The following is a 19,886-nucleotide window of genomic DNA, read 5'->3' as shown; positions in this document are numbered from 1 at the left end:
ATATCGGCGCCCGTAGGGCGGCACCACATAAAAGGGGCAGGAAAGCCTGCGAATAGCATCTGCTGGCATCGTACCGGATTTGTTCGCCCTTAGCGTGCAGATACGTCACTTTCGTGTAGTCACCCCTCAATGCTGGCAAAGCGCAGGCGTGGTTGGAAGAACCGGCCACGTGCCGTCTGCACCTGGTTCTCGACCTGACCCTTCTCCCAACCGGCTGCCGGCGAACATGCCGTCGGTTCGACCATGTAGTGGTTGGCCATGACCAGGAACCGCCGGTTGAAGACCCGCTCCTTGCCGGTGAACACGCTCGTCACCGCGGTCTTCATGTTGTCGTAGATGCCGCGCGTTGGCACGCCCCCGAAAAAAGCGAACGCCCGCGCATGCGCGTCGAACAGCATCTCCTGCGTCTCGCGGGGATAGGCTCGCACGTATATCACTCGCGACGCGCACAGCCGCACATGCGCGACCTTCACGCGCATCGGCTTGCCCGCGATCTCGACGTCCTCATGGCTCCAGTCGAACTGATAGGCCTCGCCCGGCCGGAACAGCAGCGGGATGAACGCCGGCGCATCCATCACGTCGCGACGCCGCGCCTGCCGCCAGCGGGCCGCATAGCGACGCACCGCATCATACGAGCCGTCAAACCCCTCGCGGAGCAGCAGGTCGTGGATACGCGTGATGCGCAGCTTCTCGCGCCGCGGCCGTGCCTCGTCTTCCTCCAACAGCGCATCCAGTCGCACCTGGAATGGTCCGATCTTCGGCAGCGGCTGAACCTCGCGTCGGTAGCCCATGTCCGCCTCCGGCGACCGGATCGCCTTGCGCACCACCCCACGTGACAGATGCAGGTCGCGCATTATCGCCTTGATGGCTTTCCCCGACGCGTGCTCGCGCCGGATCCTCAACACCGTCTCCAATACCAGCATCCCGATCTCGCCGCCTGACACACCGCCAAGCGAACAGCCTAGACCACCGGGATGAGGGGTCCCTTTTCGACGCCGATCACCCCGCTACCGGGGTCCTTTTTCCACGCCGATCCACAGTTCTGGCGAGAGGCGCACCGGGCGGATCATTTGAGCCAATCGCAAAGACGCAACTGCCATAGATCTTGATCGGCCTCCTCCAACTCAGGATCTGCGCCGCTGTCGCCCCTTCGGCCGCTTGAACGTCGCAACGCGGAGCATACTGGCTGTTGATCGCCTTCGCTGTGCCGAGCCCGATGCTGTCGCCAAGAATAAGGCATTCGAACATAGCGCGCCCCTTGGTTCGATGTGGTCGCAACAGCTTGGCGGGCCGCCGCGCTAACCAACGACGGGGTCGCTGGCTGAACCCAATGCCTCTTGGAGTTCCGAGACGTCAGCATCGATGATCGCGTACAGGTCGTCATCATTGTGTCGAAAGAATACCTGCGCTCTCGCCTCGCCATCACCCGGCGGAGCTGTAGATCCCATACGCTCGGACCATCTCGCGTCGATGAAGCTCATGAGTTGGCTCCAGGCTGCAAGATGGGACTGATGGAGGCTCACACAGTGTGTGCCATCCGTAATGATCGCGAGGATCGTCACCTGCATGTTCCTTTAACCCCCTCGATCACAGCCGGGACGGAGACAGCACTGAGATCATCGGGACCATCATCGGTCTTCCTCCCCTAACGCGCGCTCCGAATTTGCATTGCCGTCTCAGATCTGATCTTTCTGAGGGAGCGCACCTTCAAATTGTCTGCCGAGAGACATCACCTCGCTAACCGGGCGAGCCTTCGAGTCCGCGTGGGATCTACTCGCGAGCGCATGGGCGCCGCCTGCAGAAGAAAACCGGCAGCGCACACGACAGCGGGCTTTAGCGGCTTCATCGACCTTGCATTCCAGCTCGACGAAGCACGCACGTGCTCACCCTCCTGGTAGCGCATGTTCCGCATATTCGCGGCGGATGAGATCGAGTTTCGGATCGATGTATCGGCGGCAGAATGGCCGATTGGGATCGTTGCGATAGTAGTTCTGGTAGCGCTCCTCCGATGGCAAGAAGTCGACGAACGGCACCACCTGCGTGTGGATCGTCTTTTCGGCTTCTTCCGCGAACCGGCACACCGTTCGCTCAGCCTCCAACCGTTGTCCCGGCTCAAAGATATAGATTGCGCTGCGGTACTTCCCACGCGGGGAACGAGCTCTGCTCGATGAATGCGTTCTAAGATGCACCTCGGCGAGCGTTTCCAGGCTGATGGTGGACGGGTCGAACGTCACGACGACGCCCTCTGCCCAAGTGTCCGCCGGCGGCTCGGATTGCAGATAGCCCTGATCGACCTGCGTGACCCCTCGTAACGCTTGAAACACACCCTCGGTGCACCAATGGCAGCCGCCACCAAAGCCAACCTTCAACATCATCTACCTCGAGCTGGCGCTCATTAGCTCGGCCGGCTGGCCTCGAACAGGAACCAAGCACGGCGCTCGGCCTCATCGGTCCAAGCGTCGACCAAGCCAGAGGTGGCGTTGTCCTTTGCCTCATCCGCGACTGCCTTCGCCTTCCGAAACCCTTCCACCATATGGAGGTTGTCGGCCCTTAGCTCCGCCAGCATTTCCTGCGGCGTCACGAACTCGGCATCGTTGTCCCGGATAGTCTGGTGACGCGCGATGTCACCAATCGATGTAAGTGTGCGATTTCCCGTCTTTCTGGCGCGCTCGGCGATGGCGTCGGTGACGGCCAGGATCTCCGCCGCCTGCTCATCGAAAAGAAGATGATAGTCCCTGAAGTAGGGTCCAGAGACATGCCAGTGGAAGTTCTTGGTCTTCAGGTAGACTGCATAGCTGTTTGCGAGGATAATCTTGAGCGCGTCCGCGACGGTCATCGTTGCGGCCTCATCAAGGTCGGTCGGAGTTGCAAGTTGCGCAGCTGCAGCGTCGGTCATCAGAAGGCTCCCTGATCGGTGGCTTTCGTAGGAGCCGACATCGATTCCCCTTAGGCTGTAGAGGCCGTCAGAATGAGGTCACCTACGGTCTAAGTCCAATGACTCGCGGCTATAGTTTCGATAGCCTGACGGGACCGGGGCTGCGAGCGAAACACTTATGGTAGTGGCTAAGCAGAACTCGACACAAGGCTATTCCGCGAGAGTAAAGCCGAGCACGAACCGCACTACCTTCTCTGAGGACATTTCGCAGGGTTTGAGTAATGTCTCGCCGCTTTCCAGGCGGTACAGGTTGAAGCTTACGATATCGGTGGCGGCGAGATCTCTCGCGAACAGACTGTTTCGCCGACCGTCGTCAGATCGCTTAACGGTCACGCCGTAGCGGTAGCCGTCAAAAACGCCCTCACTGTAGCCGCTTGGCAGCCGTTCCCACGCTGCGTCGAAGGCGGCTTTCTCCTTTTCAGGCGGCGAGTGCATAACCGAAGATAGCCCTCATTCGGCTAGCAGGAACGGGGCCGATCCGCAGCATAACCGCGGACCAGCGAGCCACCCGGCTTACCCGACCGCTGCGCAGCGAATTCATCCGCTTAACCGAAATCAACGTCGTTCCGAGGCATCTGCTGCATCGGCTCGACGCCCATCAGCGCCAAGCCATTGCGGATGATCTGTCCGACGGCAGCTGCCAGGAAGAGCCGTGCGCGGCTGAGCGGCGCGTTATCGTCGCGGATGAAGCGGCGCGCCGGATCATCGGATCCGGCATTCCACAGGCCGTGGAAAGCCGCCGCCAGATCGGCGAGGAAGAAGGCGATCCGATGCGGTTCGCGCGCTGATGCAGCGGCCTCCACTACTCGCGGAAACTGGGCCATCAACTTCACTAAGATCAAGTCCCGACCGTCTAGGAGGGAAAGGTCGGGCTCAACGCGCAAGTCGATCTTAGCCTCGATTGCTCGTCGAGAAAGCGAATGTATGCGCGCGTACGCATAGTGAACATAAAAGACCGGATTATCACGCGACGCCTCGACCGCTTTCGCGAAGTCGAAGTCCATTGGCGCCTCCGCCTTGCGGGTGAGCATGGTGAAACGAACGACATCCCTGCCGACCTCTCGCACCACATCGGCGAGGGTCACGAAGTTGCCTGCACGCTTCGACATCTTCACTGGGTCGCCTTCGCGAAGCAGCCGAACAATCTGCACCAGCTTGACGTCGAAGCGCTTGCGCCCTTCGGTGAGGGCATCGGTAGCTGCGACGATGCGCTTCACCGTGCCGGCATGATCCGCACCCCAGACGTCGATCATCTCATCGGCGTCGCGGGCCTTCTCGAAGTGGTAGGCGAGGTCGACGCCGAAGTAAGTCCAGCTTCCATCTGCTTTGCGGATCGGCCGGTCCTGATCATCGCCAAAGAGCGTCGAGCGGAACAGCGGCAGCTCGATCGGTTGCCAGTCCTCTGGGATTTCTCCCTTGGGCGGATCAAGCACGCCATCATAGATCAGGCCGCGCTCGCGCAGCCAAGCCTCGGCGGCGGCGGGCCGTCCCGCTTCGAGCAGTTCGGCCTCAGATGCAAAGCGGTCATGGCGAACGCCCAGCAGCGCGAGGTCCGCGCGGATCGTCTCCATCATCGCTGCCACGGCGTGCGAACGGAAGATCGGAAGCCACGCGGCCTGCGGGGCATGTCGGTAGCGATCGCCGAAGTCCGAAGCCAAGGCCTGGCCCACGGGCTTGAGATAGTCGCCCGGATACAGGCCTTCCGGGATGTTGCCGATACTTTCGCCCAGCGCCTCGAGGTAGCGAAGGTGGGCGGATCTCCCGAGGACGTCCACCTGTGCGCCGGCATCGTTGACGTAGTACTCGCGGGTTACGCGGTGCCCGGTGAACACCAGCAGGTTCGCCAGCGCGTCCCCGACGACTGCTCCGCGGCAATGCCCCACGTGCATCGGGCCGGTTGGATTGGCCGAGACATATTCGACGTTCACCGTCTTGCCGGCACCAGTGTCCGATTTGCCATATCGCTCGCCCGCATGTGCGATCGCCGCCAGCTCGTCCCGCCACACGTCATCGGTCAGCCGCAAATTGACGAAGCCCGGGCCGGCGACGTCGACGCTTGTCACTTCCTCGAGCGCCGTCAGCCGGCTGGCCAGCGCCTCGGCGAGCTGCCGCTGCGGGACCCCGGCGCGCTTCCCCATCACCATCGCAGCGTTGGTCGACAGGTCGCCGTGCGCAGCGTCATGCGGCGTTTCCACAGTCATGCCGCTCCGTGCGAGACCGGTCGGCAGCTCGCCAGACGTCTCCAGCCTGTCGAGCGCCCGCCCGACGTGTTCGGAGACGCGAGCGTGAAGCGCTGCTGGCATCAGCGGGCCCCCGGCGCGGAGCCTGCTACGCAACCTCCACGCCCTTCCAGAAAGCGACATGATCTCTGATCGCTTCGGCTCTCGGTGTCGGGTTGGGGTAGGCCCAAGCCGCGTTCAGGTTGCACTCTTCGCCCACCCGAACGTGATAATAACGCGCCCGACCCTTTACCGGACAGACGGACGAATGATCGCTTGCCTCGAGCCGAGTATGATCGACGGCTTCGGGCGGAAAGTAGTGATTGCCGTCGACAATCACGGTTTTCTCGCTCGAGGCGATAGTGGCGTCGTTCCAAACTGCAGAAACCATCGTGCGCTCCTTCGCTCTATCGATTGGGTGAGCGGCACCATTGATCAGGTCGCGGAGACCTCACCCGCGAGAAGCTTGTCGAGCTCGCCTTTGGCATCGAGCTCCAGGAGGTCATCAGAGCCCCCGATGTGCTTGCCGTTGATGAAGATCTGCGGAACGGTGCTCCGTCCTGTCGCTTCCTCCATGGCCTGCCGCTGAGCAGGATCATCCTCGATGTCGTGTTCAGTCCATTTCACACCCTTTTCGGTGAACAGTGCTTTTGCGCGCCGGCAAAAGGGGCACCAGTTGGTCGTAAAGATGAGAATCTTCGGCGTCATGGCTCTCGTCTCCGATCATTCGTAGTTGGGATGGATTGCAACGGCTCAAACCTAACAGACTTAGCCAAAGGTGAAGGCAAAGCCCTGAGCGCCGGGATCGAGGAACTCGATCGCGAATGTGCGCTCGCGAACGGCGCCCTTCTGCCGTACGAGCTGGTAGAGTCTTTGTCCCTCGATCGCGCCGTTTCCGGCGTCGTCGATGTCCGAGCCATGATCGCTAGCGGGTGGCTTGCCGTCGATCGTGACGCGGAACCGGACCGGTCGGCCCGTAGCGGAAGGGCCGAGCACAAGGTGGACGTCGCGGGCATGGAACCGGTAGACGATGCGGGCCCCGGCGGATTGTGATGAGACATGTTCCGACCCTGCAAGCCAGCGTCCGGAAAGCGCCCAGGCGTTCAGAGGCAACTGAGACGGCGCGAAATAGTCGTGCGCGGTTTCGCGCACGACGCCCCCCGGTGACGTGAAACGCTCGCCACGCACATAGCCCAGGTACGTCTCGGGTGAGCGTACATCGTTCAAGCTCGCTGCCGCAGAGGATCCCGCAGTGCGCACCGATACGGTCCGCATGTCGCCGACCGCGTGGCCATTTTCGGCAAGAAGCCGCTGGATGACCTTCTCGGATTCGGCGTAATTGCCCTCGCCAAAATGATGATATCGGATGCGGCCGCCGCCATCGATGAAGTAGTGAGCCGGCCAGTAGCGGTTGTCGAAGGCGCGCCAGATCGCGTGATTGTTATCGAGTGCGATGGGGTAGGTGATGCCTAAGTCGCGCACGGCCTTCGCGACGTTATCAGGATCCTTCTCGAAGGCGAACTCGGGGGCGTGAACCCCAATCACGACGAGCCCGGCCGCCCGATATTTCTGCTCCCAGGCCTTTACGTAGGGCAGCGTCCGAAGGCAGTTGATGCAGCTGTAGGTCCAGAAATCGACCAGGACGACCTTGCCGCGCAACGCCTCGCGCGTGAGCGGCGCAGAATTCAGCCAACTCGTTGCGCCGGTGAGCGGTGGCAATTTCCCTTCGATGTCGAGCGGACCATCCCCAAGAGTGCTGGTCTGCCCCAAACGATCGTCTACCCGGAAGCCGTCTAGGAGTCTTTGTTCGACGGTGGACGTTCCGGCGAGCGACAGCTTGGTCAGCAAGCCCGTGTCGAGACCCAGAGCGATGGCGCCTACTGCGAGAAGCACCAGCGCGCCCAGAGAGCGGCGGAACCAATTTCCCACACGGATCGACCGTTTCATCGCCGCGAACACGCGTCCGCCGATGAGCAGCGCCAGCGCGAGCGATGTTGCCGCGCCAGCGGCATAAGCCAGCAGCAGCAGCGAAGTGCCGATAGTGGCGCCGTTCAAAGCGGCTCCGGTCAGTACCAATCCCAGTATCGGTCCGGCGCACGGTGCCCAAAGAAGACCGGTGGCAACCCCGAGGAGCAGTGATGCCCAGAAGCTGGCACCAGTCCGCTCTGGTCCGGCGGCTTCCGTGAGCCGGGCGCCGAGCCTGACGATCGGTCTGGTGGCTCGATCGGCAAGCGCCGGGAACGCGAGCAGCAACCCGAACACCCCCAGTATCAGCAGCGCCACCGCTCTCCCGAGGCTGTTCGTCTGTACGGCCCAGCTGCCGCCGACTGCCGCCAGCGTCGCCACTCCGGCGAACGTCACCGCCATCCCCAATAGGAGCGGCAGACCACTGCGCATGAACGGTTGACCCGCTCGCGCGAACACGAACGGGAGCACCGGCAGGATGCAAGGGCTGATGATAGTCAGCGCCCCGGCGAGGTAAGAAAGGATTAGCAGCAGCACCGGTGATTCCTCCTCGACCATGAAAATAGCCTGGGCTCAGGGTCGTGAGAGGCTCGGTCCCTAATGGTGCTCAGACGCTTGGCGGCGTGGATGCAAAATGCGCAGGCACCAATTATCATGCCGCCATCTTCCGGACCGTCTCCAACACCCGGTCCTGACGATACGGCTTTGGGAAAAAGACCATGTTTTTCGGCAGCTTGGCTTCCTGCGGCCAAGGTCGTCCTGACGTGATGATAACCTGGATGTCGGGCCAGCGCTCGCGAATGCAGATCGCCAGCATGATGCCATCCATCCCGCCGGGCATATCCACGTCCGTAAAGACGACGCGAACATCTGAGCGTTCTTCCAAGGTGCTGATCGCGTCGGTGGCGTCGGCTGCCTGAAGCACTTCGAAACCAGCCTCCTCGATTATGTCCGAAGCGAACAGCCGGACGATTGGCTCGTCTTCCACGACGAGAATTACGGGCCTTATGATCATGCGCATTCCTACGTCAGCCCTTTCCCAGATGGCGGATCGGCGCTCGCAAGTCGGCCTCAAACCCCTCCGGATCGTAACGAATATCCACACCACCAGTCCCGACTAGACCGATGCTGATGAGCTTGGAGCCGAAGCCGCGGCGCGCCGGTGGGATGACGAGAGGTCCACCCCGTTCGCGCCACTTGATCATGAGGCCAGCATCATCACCATCGCTCTTGATTTCCCATGTCAGCGATACTTTTCCACTGTCGCCCTTGAGCGCCCCGTACTTGCAGGCGTTTGTCAGGAGCTCGTGCAAGATTAATGAGAGAGACAGCGCTGCCTGTGCTCCAAGCGCAACCGATGGGCCGTTCATACTGACGCGATCCATGAAGCCGATCGCCTCGATGGCATTTGTCGCGATGGATGCGAGGTCAGCCTGCGCCCAGCTATTCTGAAGCAGGGCGTCGTGCGCGGCGCTCAATGCCATCAGGCGGCGTTCGAAAGCATAGACGGACTCACGGTCGGTCGCTGATCGCAGCGTCTGGCTCGCAATTGCCTGAACCATAGTCAGCGTGTTCTTAAGCCGGTGTGCGATCTCACCGTTTACGATGCGCTGCTGCTCCTCAGATCGATGGCGCGCCACGCCCGCCTCGAGCCGATCGGCGACGCTGCGGAGAAATGCGATCTCCTCTGCTAGCCAATATCTAGGCCGTGCCGAATGAACGAAGAACAGGGCGGTCGTCCGGCCCGGGTCCCGCACCGGCACGTCGACAAGCGCACGTACCCCGTTGCGCATGGCGAGCGCTAGGTTCGGCAATGTCCGTTCGTCGGCCAGGGAATCGAATACGACAAGTGGATCTCCGCTGGAGAGAGGAGCTTGCAAGCCGTGAGACTCGTCGAGCGCGTGCCGGCCGGCGACGCTGAGGACACCGGGAGCAGTCCAGTCACGTTCGACGTCAAGCACCTCCTCATCGTCATCGACCAACCCCAGTCCGGCGCGGTCGGCAGTCAGCGCCCGTCCCACAACCGCAGCGGTCGCCAAAGCCATCTGGCCGGCATCGTCGCTGTTGCGAATGATCTCGCCGATCTCGACCAACGCGACCTGCAACTCTGTCTGACGCTCGCTGACCTTGGCGATGCGACGAAGTTCGAGATTCTCGCTAGCAAGACGGGCGAGAGCCCGCAGCATCGACCTCTCCAATTCGCTCAGCCCTTCCGGCCGAGGCGCGGTGTCGATGACGCACAGTCTACCGACAATGGCCCCGGAACGAAGGACGAGGGGCGCGCCGGCATATGCACGGAAGTGCCGGGCACCTGTGACAAGCGGATTGTGATCCGTGCGCCGATCGGCGGTCAGGTCCGCTATCTCCAGCATCTCTCCACGATCGATCTCGATCCGGCAGATAGATTGCTCGATCTCCGTTTCCTGGACATCTAGGCCGTATCTAGCTTTGAACCACTGTCGATCAACATCGAGAAGGTTGATCATCGCGATCGGCACACCGCAAGCTTTGGCCGCAACAAAGACAAGGTCGTCGAACGCTTGCTCGGCGGGAGTGTCGAGGACCATCAGATCCGCAAGTGCCTTGTGGCGCGACATCGCGCTCATCTCGGTCGTGTCAGCGCTCAGTCCCACTGGTCTCCTCCCAGCAAAAGCTGCTTTTTGAGGGCGCGAAACTGCGAGACGATACCGCGCATCGCTTCGGAGAGCGAAGCCCCCCCCGCGTCGCTCCGCTGACGCAAGCACGCATTGACATAGCGCAGAGCTCCTGGCGGTCTGAAGCAAGGGCTTGAGCTAGCGCCGTCACTTCAGTGTCCCGTCAGACGCGGCGGCCACGTCGTTTGAGACGCAGAAGTTGCTCGATGAGGATGGGGCTCGGCGCCATCGACCGTGAGCACGATTTTTCCCTGGATGTGCCCGGCCGCAGCGCGCTCATGCGCCACAGCCGCTTGCGATAGCGGATAGGTGCTGTCCACTGCGACGCGGACCGCCCCACTTTCAAGCAACCGTCCGAGCTCCGCGAGCTGCGCGCCGTTCGATCTCACCTGTGTTGCCGACACGGTCACGCCGAGGCGGGCTGCTTCGTCGTGGCCGGCGAAGCCTAACGGAAAAATTGGAAACAAAGCGCCGCCGCTGCGGAGCGTGCGAAGGAAGCGGTCTGCCGCAGGGCCTCCAACAGCATCGATCACCAGATCGACGTCTCGCACGACATCCTCTGCCGCCGTCTTCGTATAATCGATGAACTGGTCAGCGCCGAGATCAACCAGGAAGTTTGCGTGGCGAGAGGATGCGACGGCGATTACTCTCGCACCTCGCTGCTTGGCGAGCTGAACTGCAAGGTGACCTACCCCGCCCGCAGCGCCGTTGATAAGGACCCGTTTGCCCGCGAGCGGGACTGGCCGGTGCCTATCTGGCTGCAGGCGATTAGGTTCGTAGTGACCCAGGTCGATCAGGAACTGCCACGCGGTCAGGCCCGACATCGGAGTGGCTGCGGCGTGAACGTGATCGATCGTGTTCGGTTTGAGGGCGAGATCGGATGATGGCGCGGACACGTACTCGGCATATCCGAGGCTGTCGCCGTAGCTTGGGAAGCGGATCATCCCGAAGACTTCGTCACCCGGCGCGAAATCCTGCACGTCATCGGCAACAGCTTCGACGACGCCCGACACATCGGACCCGGGAATCGCCGGAAACGCGACCTCCGGCCGCCATTCGGGCGGCAGCTCTGCATACCCTTCCCGAAGATACCAATCGGGCGGGTTGATCCCGGCCGCCGACACGCGGACCAGCACCTCACCCGGCTTCACCTCCGGCTTTGGAGCGTCCTCGTATCGAAGCACGCTCGGCGCGCCGAACTCATGAAAACGAATAGCCTTCACCTCTCAGCTCTCCCTTCAAACGCGTTCGAGAAGAGCGACAGTGCCCTGGCCACCGTCGGCGCAGATGCTAACGATCGCGCGTGATCCGATCGGTAGCGCCCACAGTTCTTTCACCGCCTGGCTGAGGTCGCGGGCACCGGTGGCGCCGAACGGATGCCCGATCGCCACTGAGCCACCCATGGGATTGACCCGCTCCCAATCGAACGGACCCATGTCCGCCTCGACACCCGCCTTTGCGCGCACCCAATCGGGATCGGTGATGGCCGCGACATTCGCCAGCACCTGTGCTGCAAAGGCCTCGTGGATTTCCCACAGAGCGATGTCGGAGAAGCCGAGCCGGTGCCGTGAGAGGAGGCGAGGGATGCCATAGGACGGCGCCATCAGCAGTCCCTCTGTGTGGAGATCGACGGCCGACATCTCGTAATCGACCAGCCGGACGTGCGGGGTATCAGTCGGCAGTCTGGCAATGCCGGCTTCGTTGGCGACCCAGCAACCAGCCGCGCCATCGGTAATCGGTGAGCTGTTGCCGGCCGTAATGCTTCCCAGCCCGCTATCCCGGTCGAAGGCTGGCTTCAGCGCGGCGAGCCGCTCGATCGACGTATCGGCCCGCGGATTGGCGTCGTGCGTCAGCTCAGGAAGCGGGACCACGAGATCGTCAAAAAAGCCGCTACTCCAGCCAGCGACTGCACGCTGGTGGCTCTTGAGCGCCCAATCGTCCTGCGCCGCGCGCGAGATGTTCCAAGCCTTGGCAGTTTCCTCCATGTGGTCGCCCATTGTACGGCCGGTGATGCGATTGGCCCAACCCTTCGTTGGCAGGACGTAGTCCCGCACGGTGAGCGACTGCAGCGCGGCCAGCGCGGCACCTGCATCCTTCGCGAAGAGGTCCGTAAGCCGCTTGGACGCTTCGGCCGTCAGGGCAAGCGAGGGTCGGCTCATGACCTCGGCCCCGCCGACTAGCGACAGGTCTGCTCCGCCGCCGAGCATGCCTGCAGCGGCGAAGGTCGCAGTCATGCTGGTCGAGCAAGCGAGAACGACCGAGAATGCCGGCACACTCGGGTTAAGCTTGGCATCGAGCCAGACCTCGCGGGCAATGTTGCTCCAACCCAAGTTCGGTATCACGGTCCCCCAGACGACGAAGTCGGGCTCGGCATGCTGCGCCATCGCCTGTACCACCGGGACAGACAGCGAGACTGCGTCGTAAGCGGCCAGCGCCCCGCCCCCGCGACCGAAGGGGGTACGAAGACCGGCAGCCAAGAAGACGGGTTTGGCGAAACGGCTCATGATAGTCTCCCCGGACTCTGGATCTGCGCCGTTAGCCACCGTAGCGCTCGGTCTTGATTGTAGCGGCGGCCAGGCCGGCGAGCAGCGCGCCGTCCGTTGCGATGTTCACGAAGCCATTCGAACCGCAGACGAAGACGTGCGCAGGCGTGCTGGGAAGCCGAGCGATGACCTCTTGCACCATTGCGCCATCGATCCGTCGCGCGAAGTCGGTTTCACGCGACGGTGCTTCACGCGTGATCGCCAGGGACAGCACGAAGCTGGGGTCATCGAACTCGATGGCTTGGAGCTCTTTGGCGTACAGGACGTCGCGAGCGGTGCGCGCCGATAGGAGCAGTGCCGTCGGCACATTCTGCGCCTTTATGCGGCGCTGTCGTATCATCGCCATCAGCGGCACAAGGCCCGAGCCTGCACCGATCAAGAACACAGGCTCCGCTGCGCCCTCCGGCCAGAGGAAATGTCCGCCTAGCGGACCGCGAAGTTCGATCTCGTCACCGACCGCTGCTACGTCGTGAAAAAAGGGGGAGACCTCCCCGTCCGAAAGGCGTTCGATGGCGAGCTCAACGATGCCCGATCCATCGGGTGGTGAGGCGATCGAATAACTGCGCATCGCCATGTAGCCGTCAGGGGCGGTCAATCGCACATCGACGTGTTGGCCCGCCACATGAGTGAACGGGTCACCCAACCGGAGGAAGAAGCTCTTGATGGCCGGCGTTTGCTGAACGATTTTCTCAACAACGGATTTCTGCCACCGAGCAGCCTGCACAGCGCCCTCAATCATGCGTGTACCGCTGCTCGCGCCAAGGATCGCCGTAGATGTGGTAGCCGCGCAGCTCCCAGAAACCGGCTTCATCGCGCGTCGTGAATTGTAGCGCCTTCACCCATTTGGCCGACTTCCAGAAATAAAGGTGCGGAACGAGCAGCCGAGCTGGGCCACCGTGATCACGCGGAAGTGGCTGCCCCGCATATTTGAGCGCGACCATCGCCTTATCGGACAGCAGATCCGCCAGCGGAACGTTCGTCGAATAGCCATCGTAGGAATGCACCAGCACGAAATCGGTCGGGCGATCGAGTCCGGCATCGGCCAGGATGTCCTCGATCAGCACGCCCTCCCAGGCCGTGTCCAGCTTGGACCACGAAGTGACGCAATGGATGTCCTTCTTCACCTTGGTCTGGGGCAGAGCGTTGAACTGGCTCCAGTTCCAGACCTTCGCTGGCTTCGGTCCGACCTTGACCGTGAAGTTCCACTTCGAGGTATCGATGTTTGGCGTCGGTCCCGCTGTGAGAACCGGGAAGTTGTCGACGAGATGCTGGCCAGGGGGGATACGGCCGGACTGATCGCCGCCCGATCCGCGTCCGGTAAAACCTCTTGTGACCATCGGACTCTCCTTCTCGTCGCGACAGCACGGGCCTCGTTTTCCGCTCACACTCCTGCGACAAGGGACTTTCGCACGCGAACCCGTTCGAAAACGGATTTTCAGAAAACTCGTTACCTGACGCTCTGTCAGAATTACGCAGACATCGCTCGCCGGGAAATGTGACGAGTACGTTTGGACTATACCGTTAGAGCAACGCTCTTTCCCAATACCCTGTCACTATAGTTTCGATAGCCTCGAAGGCATCGATTGCAGCGTGATCACCGACTCTACCGCAAGCCTGAGTTTCGACGAGACCTTCCGGTATCAATCGGTTTCGCGAGCCGAACCAAGCTGCGCCCTCAACACCGGCCAGCTATGGCGAATATCTTCGCGGTAGGTCTCTCCGTTGCTCACTCGCTGCAAAAGCGGGTTTGCGAGCCAGACGGACTGCGACGGGCTGAGCAACTCGGGGACGGATTTGCGGTAAGGCAGCGCCAGGTTGATTTGCGTTCGCTGCGCCGCCGTCAACGGCAGATGGCGGACGCCGTTCTTACGCAGGTAGAATTGAGGCTCCCGATCCAAGCTGAAGCCGCCGGGCGCTGCCGGTGCGAAGCCTTCTTCACGGGCATAAGCGTTTAGGTCGGCCCGCGTGACCGCCTTCGGATCGAATTGAACCTGCACCGCTTCCTCGCCGTCCACCCAGCCCGCATCGGTCGTAATCACCGCCGGATGCTGTGCAAGGCTCGTCTCCCCGGACCAGAAACAGGGTGTCATGTAGACGGCGTTTCCGTTTAGGCCACTCTCGATCAGCAAGTCGCGCCCTAGAAGACGGAAGTACGAGGGAACATCGCCGTCGAGCATCTGCAGAGCGGTACTGAGCTTTTCATGCAACCCGAGCGGATCGTAGCGATCGGCCAAGCGCGGCAGCAGCTCGGCGCCATCGGGTCGGAGAAACCGCATGACCGGATTGTTCCAGGATCGCTCACCATAGAGGCGCAAGATCTCGGCATCCGCTCCAGGATGGTTGTTGAAGATCGCCACCGGCACGAACCGGTCGGTGATCAGCTCCACCATCAGCGGATGCGTCAGAACGTCCTGCCCGAAGTGCACGCACGTCGAGCAACCCGGCACTTCCTGAAACAGCAGCAGCACCGGTTTGCCTTGAGCGGAGGCCAGCGCCATGCCGTGGTCGTAGCCGCGTAGCCAGGGGACGTCCCCAAGCTCGCGATGGTCGCGATGCGAAACACCAGTCATTGTCATCCCCACTATGTAGTGAGGCAAAACTCAGATCACCGGTCACGGCCCCGCAGGCATGGAAACTATGTTCTACAGCTATTGGAAAGGCGCAGGCGCAAGCTTCATAGTGCCACGGCCCGGCTTGAGGTTGATACCCGAAGAAACAAAGCACCAAGTTCTCCAGATCAGAAGCGGAGATAGTTCGCCATAAATCCGGCCGAGGGCCGGTCGTGGTTACCCTCCAGGTTCTGACGGGCACTTCGGAGAACAAGGAAACTCGCCATGGCCGACGTCGAACAATTTGCTCCTGAACTGCGCGTCAGAGAATGGATTGGAGCCGACGGAAAGCAGCTCGACACTCCCGTCACGCTCTCCGATCTTGGGCCAGGACCGAAGATTCTCTTCGCGTTTCAGCATTGGTGCCGCGGCTGCCATCTGCACGGCTTTCCCACGCTACAGCGGCTCCATGCCGGCTTGGCGAACCGAGGCGTCGGCTTCGCGGTGATCCAAACAGTGTTTGAGGGAGAGCAGGAGAACACATTCGAAAAGCTGCGACCAAACCAGTTGAAGTATGAGCTTCCCGTGCCATTCGGTCATGACCCGCTGATGGCGGGCGCGCATCTCCCGACCTTCATGGAGGATTACCACACACGTGGCACGCCCTGGTTCAGCGTGATCGACGCCCGCGGAACGGTAGTATTCTCGGACTTTCATCTCGACGCGGACAAGGTGGCGGCACATCTGGATCAAACTTGATCGATGCGCCGCTGGCTCATCCTTGCCACTACCCACGTCGCGATGCTGGCAGCCGGGTTTGCTGCCGGAATTTACGCTCTGCCGATCCTGACGGCACCGTCCGCGCCAGATGCAGCCGCCTTAGCATCGGCAGTGAACCAGGCCCTCTACACTGGGCAATTTGACCGCAGTTTGGAGGGCAGCGACTTCGTTCATTGGGGCGAAGGCAGTGTGAAGGTGTCACGCGACCGGATAGCGCATATCGGCCGCCTGTCCCCTGGCCCCGATTACAAGCTGTACCTCGCCCCGCGCTTCGTACGTACCAAAGACGAGTTTCTCGCGATCAAGCACATGTCCCGCCGTGTCGGTGACGTGAAAAACTTCGATGGCTTCATCGTCTCCGTCTCGCCCGACATCGACGTCGCCGCATTCAGCACCGTCGTGATTTGGTGCGAGTCTTTCAACCGCTTTATCACCGCCGCTGAATATCAACGAACCGCGACGGGCTCATGAGGCGCGAAAGGAAACGATGTCGCAAGCTCGCTGCGGCGATCTTCAGCACACTTGCTGCTTGGCAGAGAAGAGAAGAGTGGGTCGGGGCAGTTCATGGTTTCTACGATGAAATCGCTCAGGGCCGCTTGCACGCGCGGTCTCGTTCTTGCGCCAGTGGCGGCTCTGCTTGTGAGCGTCGCCTTCCTCATGCTGGGCAACGGCTTGCTGGGCACCCTGCTGATCGTCCGAGCTGGACAGGAGGAGTTCTCCAGCGGCGCCATCGGCGCGATGATGTCCGCCTACTTCTCGGGCTTCACCATCGGTGCGCTAGTGCTGCCGCGCATCATCGTAACCGTTGGCCACGTAAGGACGTTTGCCGGGTTCGCGGCCGTCGCATCGATCACTGCTCTTCTCCACGCCATGGTGGTGGAACAGTGGGCATGGATGCCCCTGCGCATGGTCACCGGCATCGCTTACGCCGGCATGATCCTCGCGACCGAAAGCTGGCTTAACGCACACGCGGTGCCGTCGACGCGCGGGCAGCTCCTTTCGATCTTCGGCGTGGCGTCCATGGGCTCGTGGGCCCTCGGGCAAACGCTGCTGAACGTAGCTACCCCAGCAGGGCTGACGCTGTTCCTGATCGTGTCCATCCTGATCTCGGCCGCCGTCGTTCCGATCACACTTCTGCCCAGCCATCCGCCAGGTGAGGTCACACAAGAACCAGTCGCATTTCGGGATCTCCTGTCAGTCTCTCCTCTAGCAACGGTCGGAGTGTTCCTGGCCGGCCTGGCCATCGGAGGATTTTGGGGGCTGGGTCCGAGCTTCGCCCAAAGGATCGGGCTCGACATCGGCGGCATCTCCGCCTTCATGGCCAGCGTCCTGGGGGGAACCCTCGCATTGCAATGGCCGCTCGGCTGGCTTTCTGACCGGGTGCCGCGAAATCTGATCGTTGCCGGCGCCGCCCTAGCATCTGCGGCAGCGGCGGCTGGCGTAGCGCTGGCGACCGAAGCTCCCCTGTCCCTGCTACTCGTCGCAGGCGCGCTGTTCGGCGGGTTCGGCATTCCGATTTACTCGTTGTGCGTGGCCATCGCGAACGACGATCTCCCGGCTGGACGGCTGCTAGGCACAGCGCGCGGTCTTCTGCTCATCAACGGTGTGGGGACTGCGGTGGGACCTTTGATCGGTGGAGCCGCGATGAACCTCGCGGGTCCTGGGGGCCTCTTCCTGTTCGCTGCAGCGCTGCTGACGATCCTCTCGGCGCTGGCCATCGTCAGCAGATGCCCTGTCCATACCGTCGCAGCGAAGGCTGCACGCTGCCCGAGCACACCGATGATCACGGGTTCGCTCGACGCTATGGTACAAGCGAATGACAGGGATGACCGCGGTACGAGCTAAAGATGCCCGGACGACATGCTACGCGACCTCCTCCACCAAAAGGCTCCGGCCCTTGAATTCCACCGTCTCTCCGGGTCGAGCGCCCTCAATGGCTTCATAGATCGGCGCCGTCGTGGAGATTCCCATAAGCTCCTGACCGTGGCACACGAATTTGCTGGTTGAGACGGCGATCACGAAGTAGCGCCCCGACAGTCTGACCAGCGCGCCTTCTGTGACAGCGGATTTCGGTCCGAAGTCGATCGTCCTCAGCTTGTCGAGCTTGTCGGCATAATCATCGAGCGTGTCATCAAGCGCCTCTGCAAGGTCGCTCGCGACTTCGGCCTGCGCCTGTTCGTCGTTCTCGATGGTCTCGCTCCGATCCAAACGGGCGGTAGCGACGTAATCCAGGTAGTTCTCGCGAGCACTGTGCAAGGCGGCCGTTTCAAGCGAAAGCATCGTCTCTCGAACGTGATCTTTATCCCAATCCATATTCACCTCGCTGAAGTTCGTTTACATGCACCAGACGCGAAACCACCGGTTCGGGGGAACGCCGCATGCCACCCGTGCTATTCGTCGGTAATGACGCCTTCGCCTTGATACGGGATGCGGATAAGCCGCGGGTCGCGAATGATACTCGTGACCAACCAGACGTAGGTCTGTTCTGCAGTGTCGAAGCCGAGGATACTGAAGGCCCCGCCAAATGGACAGGCCGGAAAGTCCGGAAAGCTTTCGCGCAGGACGTAACGCTCGGGATCGGTGTCGAACTCGGCTTTGTACACCTTCCGCAGGCCGTGCTTGCTCGGAACACTTTCATCACCTGCCGGCGTCGTTTCGCGGCGCTCAAGCAGACGCTCGACAAGATCACGGTGACATGTCTCGTCGAAAATGTCGAAAGCATCGATCAGCAACCCTTTGTGTTGGGTTACGGGATCGGTGATCGCGTAGATGTTCGAGGCGTCTTCAGCATCGTCGCCACTTTCCAGCCGCAAAGCGGCATCCACCTGAACGGCGCAGGCATCTAGCGTCGATCCCAGCTCTAGATCGAACAGGCGCCCGTCCTTCACGCGATATTCGCGATCATAGCCGTTCGCGACGAAGGTCTGCACGGCCTCTAGGACGTTTGTCACTTGGCTTGTCATGGATGCACCTCTGTTTCTCGTCTAGTCCGAGCGGTCTCAGCGGGGTCTGCGCAGTGGCCGCGCTCGCGTGAGGCGCCGGCCGCCATACCTAAAGCCATTTCACTTGCTTGAAGCGCATGAAGAGGAGGAGGCAGATCAACGTCATGACTCCGAGCACGACGAAGTAGCCATAGGCCGTGTCCAGTTCCGGCATGTGTTTGAAGTTCATGCCATAGATGCCGGCGATCGCCGTGGGGACGGCGAGGATCGCTGCCCAGGCGGCGAGTTGCCGGGTGATGACCCCGATCCGTTGCGCCTCCAGGAGGCTGCTGAATTCGAAGACGGTGGATAGAACCTGCAGGAGGCCATCTACCATTGCCTGCACACGCGAAACGTGGTCTGCGACATCGTTGAAATACGGTCGAACCTCGGCACTTATGCAGGGGAAGTGTCCCCGCACGAGCTTGCGCACAAGCTCGGCCATCGCTCCCAACATGCGCTGGAACCTCGTCAGCTCACACCTCAGGCCGAAAATACGAGCGACTTCTTCACGGCCGAGAAAGTCGTCGAGTGATCGACGTTCCATAGCTAGAACATCGTCCTCGATCATCTCGAAGATCGGCAGGTACTGATCGACGATCCGATGCAGGATCGCGTGCAGGACGTAGTCGACGCCTTTGCCAAATTGCGCTGGTGACGCTTCAAGCTGCTCGCGAAGATTTCCCAACGCGCCAGGCGTACCGTGCCGGACCGTAATGAGGTGGTTGTGACCGGTGAAGATCGCTGTCTTGCCGTAGCGTATCCGGTCTCCGTCCAGCTCAGCCGTATTGGCAACGACATAGAGTTCGTCGTTATAGACCTCGAGCTTCGGAGGACATTGCGGGTGCATCGCGTTGTCGACGGCGAGGGGGTGGAGGCCGTAGCATTCCTGTAACGAGCGAAGCTCTCCCGCTGTCGGCTCACTCAGCCCGATCCAACAAAAGCCCGAGCGGCTGTTGTCATGGGCCACACGCTCATCGATCGCGACCTCTTTTACGCGCTTCCCCTCGTTATAGTAATAGCTTGCGATGACGGTCATGCGGGTCTCTCCGGGACGAGAAGGCCGCGTTGTACCGCCGGCCGCGCTAGCCCGCGCTTAAGCCAAGCAGATATGTTGGAGAAGGTCTCGTACTCTAGGCGGTGTTTACATTCAGAGGCAACATTTGAGTGCCGCGACGAGATTGAGGAAGCCAGCATAGTTTCGGGCGAGTTTGTCGTAGCGCGTTGCGATGCGTCTGAAGTGTTTGATCTTGCTGAAGA

The 19,886-nt window shown here is 61.5% G+C and carries 21 protein-coding genes and 2 pseudogenes; 3 read left to right on the top strand and 20 right to left on the bottom strand.

The window, feature by feature from the left end; genetic code table 11:
* Nucleotides 1-125: 125 nt before the first annotated feature.
* The 16 genes and pseudogenes from istA to CA237_RS18050 all read right to left on the bottom strand — a co-directional run.
* A pseudogene (gene istA, locus CA237_RS18130) lies at nucleotides 126-923 on the bottom strand (IS21 family transposase); the annotation flags it as partial.
* Between the two features lie 375 nt (nucleotides 924-1,298).
* On the bottom strand, nucleotides 1,299-1,562 hold the full coding sequence (locus tag CA237_RS18120) for a hypothetical protein (RefSeq protein ID WP_126015138.1): 264 nt from the start codon (nucleotides 1,560-1,562) through the stop codon (nucleotides 1,299-1,301).
* A gap of 321 nt (nucleotides 1,563-1,883) precedes the next feature.
* Nucleotides 1,884-2,375 carry a peptide-methionine (S)-S-oxide reductase gene (locus CA237_RS18115; RefSeq protein ID WP_126015136.1) on the bottom strand — a complete coding sequence of 164 codons (492 nt, stop codon included), beginning with the start codon at nucleotides 2,373-2,375 and terminating at the stop codon, nucleotides 1,884-1,886.
* 20 nt (nucleotides 2,376-2,395) lie between these two features.
* Nucleotides 2,396-2,896 (bottom strand): DNA starvation/stationary phase protection protein, encoded by a 501-nt coding sequence (locus CA237_RS18110; RefSeq protein ID WP_126015134.1) that lies wholly within the window; start codon nucleotides 2,894-2,896, stop codon nucleotides 2,396-2,398.
* A 189-nt stretch (nucleotides 2,897-3,085) separates the two neighbouring features.
* Entirely contained in the window at nucleotides 3,086-3,370 is a 285-nt protein-coding gene (locus CA237_RS18105) for a hypothetical protein (RefSeq protein ID WP_126015131.1), read from the bottom strand.
* Nucleotides 3,371-3,480: 110 nt separating this feature from the next.
* Nucleotides 3,481-5,238, bottom strand: coding sequence for an arginine--tRNA ligase (argS, locus tag CA237_RS18100; protein ID WP_126015129.1), 1,758 nt, complete (start codon nucleotides 5,236-5,238; stop codon nucleotides 3,481-3,483).
* Nucleotides 5,239-5,263: 25 nt separating this feature from the next.
* Nucleotides 5,264-5,545: a DUF427 domain-containing protein gene (locus tag CA237_RS18095; RefSeq protein ID WP_126015127.1), complete on the bottom strand. Its 282-nt coding sequence runs from the start codon at nucleotides 5,543-5,545 to the stop codon at nucleotides 5,264-5,266.
* A gap of 44 nt (nucleotides 5,546-5,589) precedes the next feature.
* On the bottom strand, nucleotides 5,590-5,862 hold the full coding sequence (gene grxC, locus CA237_RS18090) for a glutaredoxin 3 (protein ID WP_084280927.1): 273 nt from the start codon (nucleotides 5,860-5,862) through the stop codon (nucleotides 5,590-5,592).
* 60 nt (nucleotides 5,863-5,922) lie between these two features.
* Entirely contained in the window at nucleotides 5,923-7,677 is a 1,755-nt protein-coding gene (locus tag CA237_RS18085) for a cytochrome c biogenesis protein DipZ (RefSeq protein ID WP_241215545.1), read from the bottom strand.
* A 94-nt stretch (nucleotides 7,678-7,771) separates the two neighbouring features.
* Nucleotides 7,772-8,134, bottom strand: coding sequence for a response regulator (locus CA237_RS18080; RefSeq protein ID WP_241215544.1), 363 nt, complete (start codon nucleotides 8,132-8,134; stop codon nucleotides 7,772-7,774).
* 13 nt (nucleotides 8,135-8,147) lie between these two features.
* A complete protein-coding gene (locus CA237_RS18075; RefSeq protein WP_126015123.1) occupies nucleotides 8,148-9,725 on the bottom strand; it encodes a GAF domain-containing protein in 1,578 nt (525 codons plus the stop codon).
* A 200-nt stretch (nucleotides 9,726-9,925) separates the two neighbouring features.
* Nucleotides 9,926-10,996, bottom strand: a complete 1,071-nt coding sequence (locus tag CA237_RS18070) for an NADP-dependent oxidoreductase (protein ID WP_126015121.1) — start codon at nucleotides 10,994-10,996, stop codon at nucleotides 9,926-9,928.
* Between the two features lie 15 nt (nucleotides 10,997-11,011).
* Nucleotides 11,012-12,277, bottom strand: coding sequence for a thiolase family protein (locus CA237_RS18065; protein WP_126015119.1), 1,266 nt, complete (start codon nucleotides 12,275-12,277; stop codon nucleotides 11,012-11,014).
* Nucleotides 12,278-12,308: 31 nt separating this feature from the next.
* Nucleotides 12,309-13,055, bottom strand: a complete 747-nt coding sequence (locus CA237_RS18060) for a ferredoxin reductase (RefSeq protein ID WP_126015117.1) — start codon at nucleotides 13,053-13,055, stop codon at nucleotides 12,309-12,311.
* The gene (locus CA237_RS18055; RefSeq protein ID WP_126015115.1) at nucleotides 13,048-13,653 is read right to left on the bottom strand and encodes a sulfite oxidase-like oxidoreductase; all 606 of its coding nucleotides are present in this window, start codon (nucleotides 13,651-13,653) and stop codon (nucleotides 13,048-13,050) included. The genes CA237_RS18060 and CA237_RS18055 overlap by 8 nt, the downstream gene beginning before the upstream one ends.
* Nucleotides 13,654-13,956: 303 nt before the next feature.
* Nucleotides 13,957-14,886 carry a VPGUxxT family thioredoxin-like (seleno)protein, type 2 gene (locus CA237_RS18050; protein ID WP_241215543.1) on the bottom strand — a complete coding sequence of 310 codons (930 nt, stop codon included), beginning with the start codon at nucleotides 14,884-14,886 and terminating at the stop codon, nucleotides 13,957-13,959.
* A 264-nt stretch (nucleotides 14,887-15,150) separates the two neighbouring features.
* Between CA237_RS18050 and CA237_RS18045 the strand changes: the two genes are divergently transcribed.
* The 3 genes from CA237_RS18045 to CA237_RS18035 all read left to right on the top strand — a co-directional run bounded on the left by CA237_RS18045 (nucleotide 15,151) and on the right by CA237_RS18035 (nucleotide 17,490).
* Nucleotides 15,151-15,624 carry a redoxin domain-containing protein gene (locus CA237_RS18045; protein ID WP_126015112.1) on the top strand — a complete coding sequence of 158 codons (474 nt, stop codon included), beginning with the start codon at nucleotides 15,151-15,153 and terminating at the stop codon, nucleotides 15,622-15,624.
* A gap of 3 nt (nucleotides 15,625-15,627) precedes the next feature.
* Entirely contained in the window at nucleotides 15,628-16,116 is a 489-nt protein-coding gene (locus CA237_RS18040; protein WP_126015110.1) for a DM13 domain-containing protein, read from the top strand.
* Between the two features lie 105 nt (nucleotides 16,117-16,221).
* Nucleotides 16,222-17,490, top strand: a complete 1,269-nt coding sequence (locus tag CA237_RS18035) for an MFS transporter (protein ID WP_126015107.1) — start codon at nucleotides 16,222-16,224, stop codon at nucleotides 17,488-17,490.
* 18 nt (nucleotides 17,491-17,508) lie between these two features.
* Here the strand turns inward: CA237_RS18035 and CA237_RS18030 are convergent, their stop codons facing one another.
* From CA237_RS18030 to CA237_RS20215, 4 genes and pseudogenes are all read right to left on the bottom strand, one after another.
* A complete protein-coding gene (locus tag CA237_RS18030; protein ID WP_126015105.1) occupies nucleotides 17,509-17,958 on the bottom strand; it encodes a hypothetical protein in 450 nt (149 codons plus the stop codon).
* Between the two features lie 77 nt (nucleotides 17,959-18,035).
* Nucleotides 18,036-18,575, bottom strand: a complete 540-nt coding sequence (locus CA237_RS18025) for a hypothetical protein (protein ID WP_241215542.1) — start codon at nucleotides 18,573-18,575, stop codon at nucleotides 18,036-18,038.
* 121 nt (nucleotides 18,576-18,696) lie between these two features.
* Nucleotides 18,697-19,665 carry a magnesium and cobalt transport protein CorA gene (locus CA237_RS18020; RefSeq protein WP_126015101.1) on the bottom strand — a complete coding sequence of 323 codons (969 nt, stop codon included), beginning with the start codon at nucleotides 19,663-19,665 and terminating at the stop codon, nucleotides 18,697-18,699.
* Nucleotides 19,662-19,751: pseudogene (locus CA237_RS20215) on the bottom strand (glutathione S-transferase); the annotation flags it as partial. The pseudogene CA237_RS20215 and the gene CA237_RS18020, both read right to left, overlap by 4 nt.
* Between the last annotated feature and the right edge of the window lie 135 nt (nucleotides 19,752-19,886).

The organism is Sphingomonas sp. ABOLH (genome assembly GCF_003951715.1).
Lineage (GTDB): Bacteria > Pseudomonadota > Alphaproteobacteria > Sphingomonadales > Sphingomonadaceae > Sphingomonas > Sphingomonas hankookensis_A.
This window is presented reverse-complemented; position numbering and strand designations above follow the sequence as displayed.

Bases quoted from the DNA above. Each gene is read 5' to 3' on its own strand.
- CA237_RS18065 (WP_126015119.1), bottom strand. From the start codon at position 12,277: ATGAGCCGTTTCGCCAAACCCGTCTTCTTGGCTGCCGGTCTTCGTACC.
- CA237_RS18080 (WP_241215544.1), bottom strand. From the start codon at position 8,134: ATGATCATAAGGCCCGTAATTCTCGTCGTGGAAGACGAGCCAATCGTC.
- CA237_RS18085 (WP_241215545.1), bottom strand. From the start codon at position 7,677: ATGGTCGAGGAGGAATCACCGGTGCTGCTGCTAATCCTTTCTTACCTC.
- CA237_RS18075 (WP_126015123.1), bottom strand. From the start codon at position 9,725: ATGAGCGCGATGTCGCGCCACAAGGCACTTGCGGATCTGATGGTCCTC.
- CA237_RS18060 (WP_126015117.1), bottom strand. From the start codon at position 13,055: ATGATTGAGGGCGCTGTGCAGGCTGCTCGGTGGCAGAAATCCGTTGTT.
- CA237_RS18030 (WP_126015105.1), bottom strand. From the start codon at position 17,958: ATGGATTGGGATAAAGATCACGTTCGAGAGACGATGCTTTCGCTTGAA.
- CA237_RS18045 (WP_126015112.1), top strand. From the start codon at position 15,151: ATGGCCGACGTCGAACAATTTGCTCCTGAACTGCGCGTCAGAGAATGG.
- CA237_RS18110 (WP_126015134.1), bottom strand. From the start codon at position 2,896: ATGACCGACGCTGCAGCTGCGCAACTTGCAACTCCGACCGACCTTGAT.
- CA237_RS18105 (WP_126015131.1), bottom strand. From the start codon at position 3,370: ATGCACTCGCCGCCTGAAAAGGAGAAAGCCGCCTTCGACGCAGCGTGG.
- CA237_RS18020 (WP_126015101.1), bottom strand. From the start codon at position 19,665: ATGACCGTCATCGCAAGCTATTACTATAACGAGGGGAAGCGCGTAAAA.
- CA237_RS18050 (WP_241215543.1), bottom strand. From the start codon at position 14,886: ATGACTGGTGTTTCGCATCGCGACCATCGCGAGCTTGGGGACGTCCCC.
- CA237_RS18055 (WP_126015115.1), bottom strand. From the start codon at position 13,653: ATGGTCACAAGAGGTTTTACCGGACGCGGATCGGGCGGCGATCAGTCC.
- CA237_RS18115 (WP_126015136.1), bottom strand. From the start codon at position 2,375: ATGATGTTGAAGGTTGGCTTTGGTGGCGGCTGCCATTGGTGCACCGAG.
- argS (WP_126015129.1), bottom strand. From the start codon at position 5,238: ATGCCAGCAGCGCTTCACGCTCGCGTCTCCGAACACGTCGGGCGGGCG.
- CA237_RS18035 (WP_126015107.1), top strand. From the start codon at position 16,222: ATGAAATCGCTCAGGGCCGCTTGCACGCGCGGTCTCGTTCTTGCGCCA.
- grxC (WP_084280927.1), bottom strand. From the start codon at position 5,862: ATGACGCCGAAGATTCTCATCTTTACGACCAACTGGTGCCCCTTTTGC.
- CA237_RS18095 (WP_126015127.1), bottom strand. From the start codon at position 5,545: ATGGTTTCTGCAGTTTGGAACGACGCCACTATCGCCTCGAGCGAGAAA.
- CA237_RS18040 (WP_126015110.1), top strand. From the start codon at position 15,628: ATGCGCCGCTGGCTCATCCTTGCCACTACCCACGTCGCGATGCTGGCA.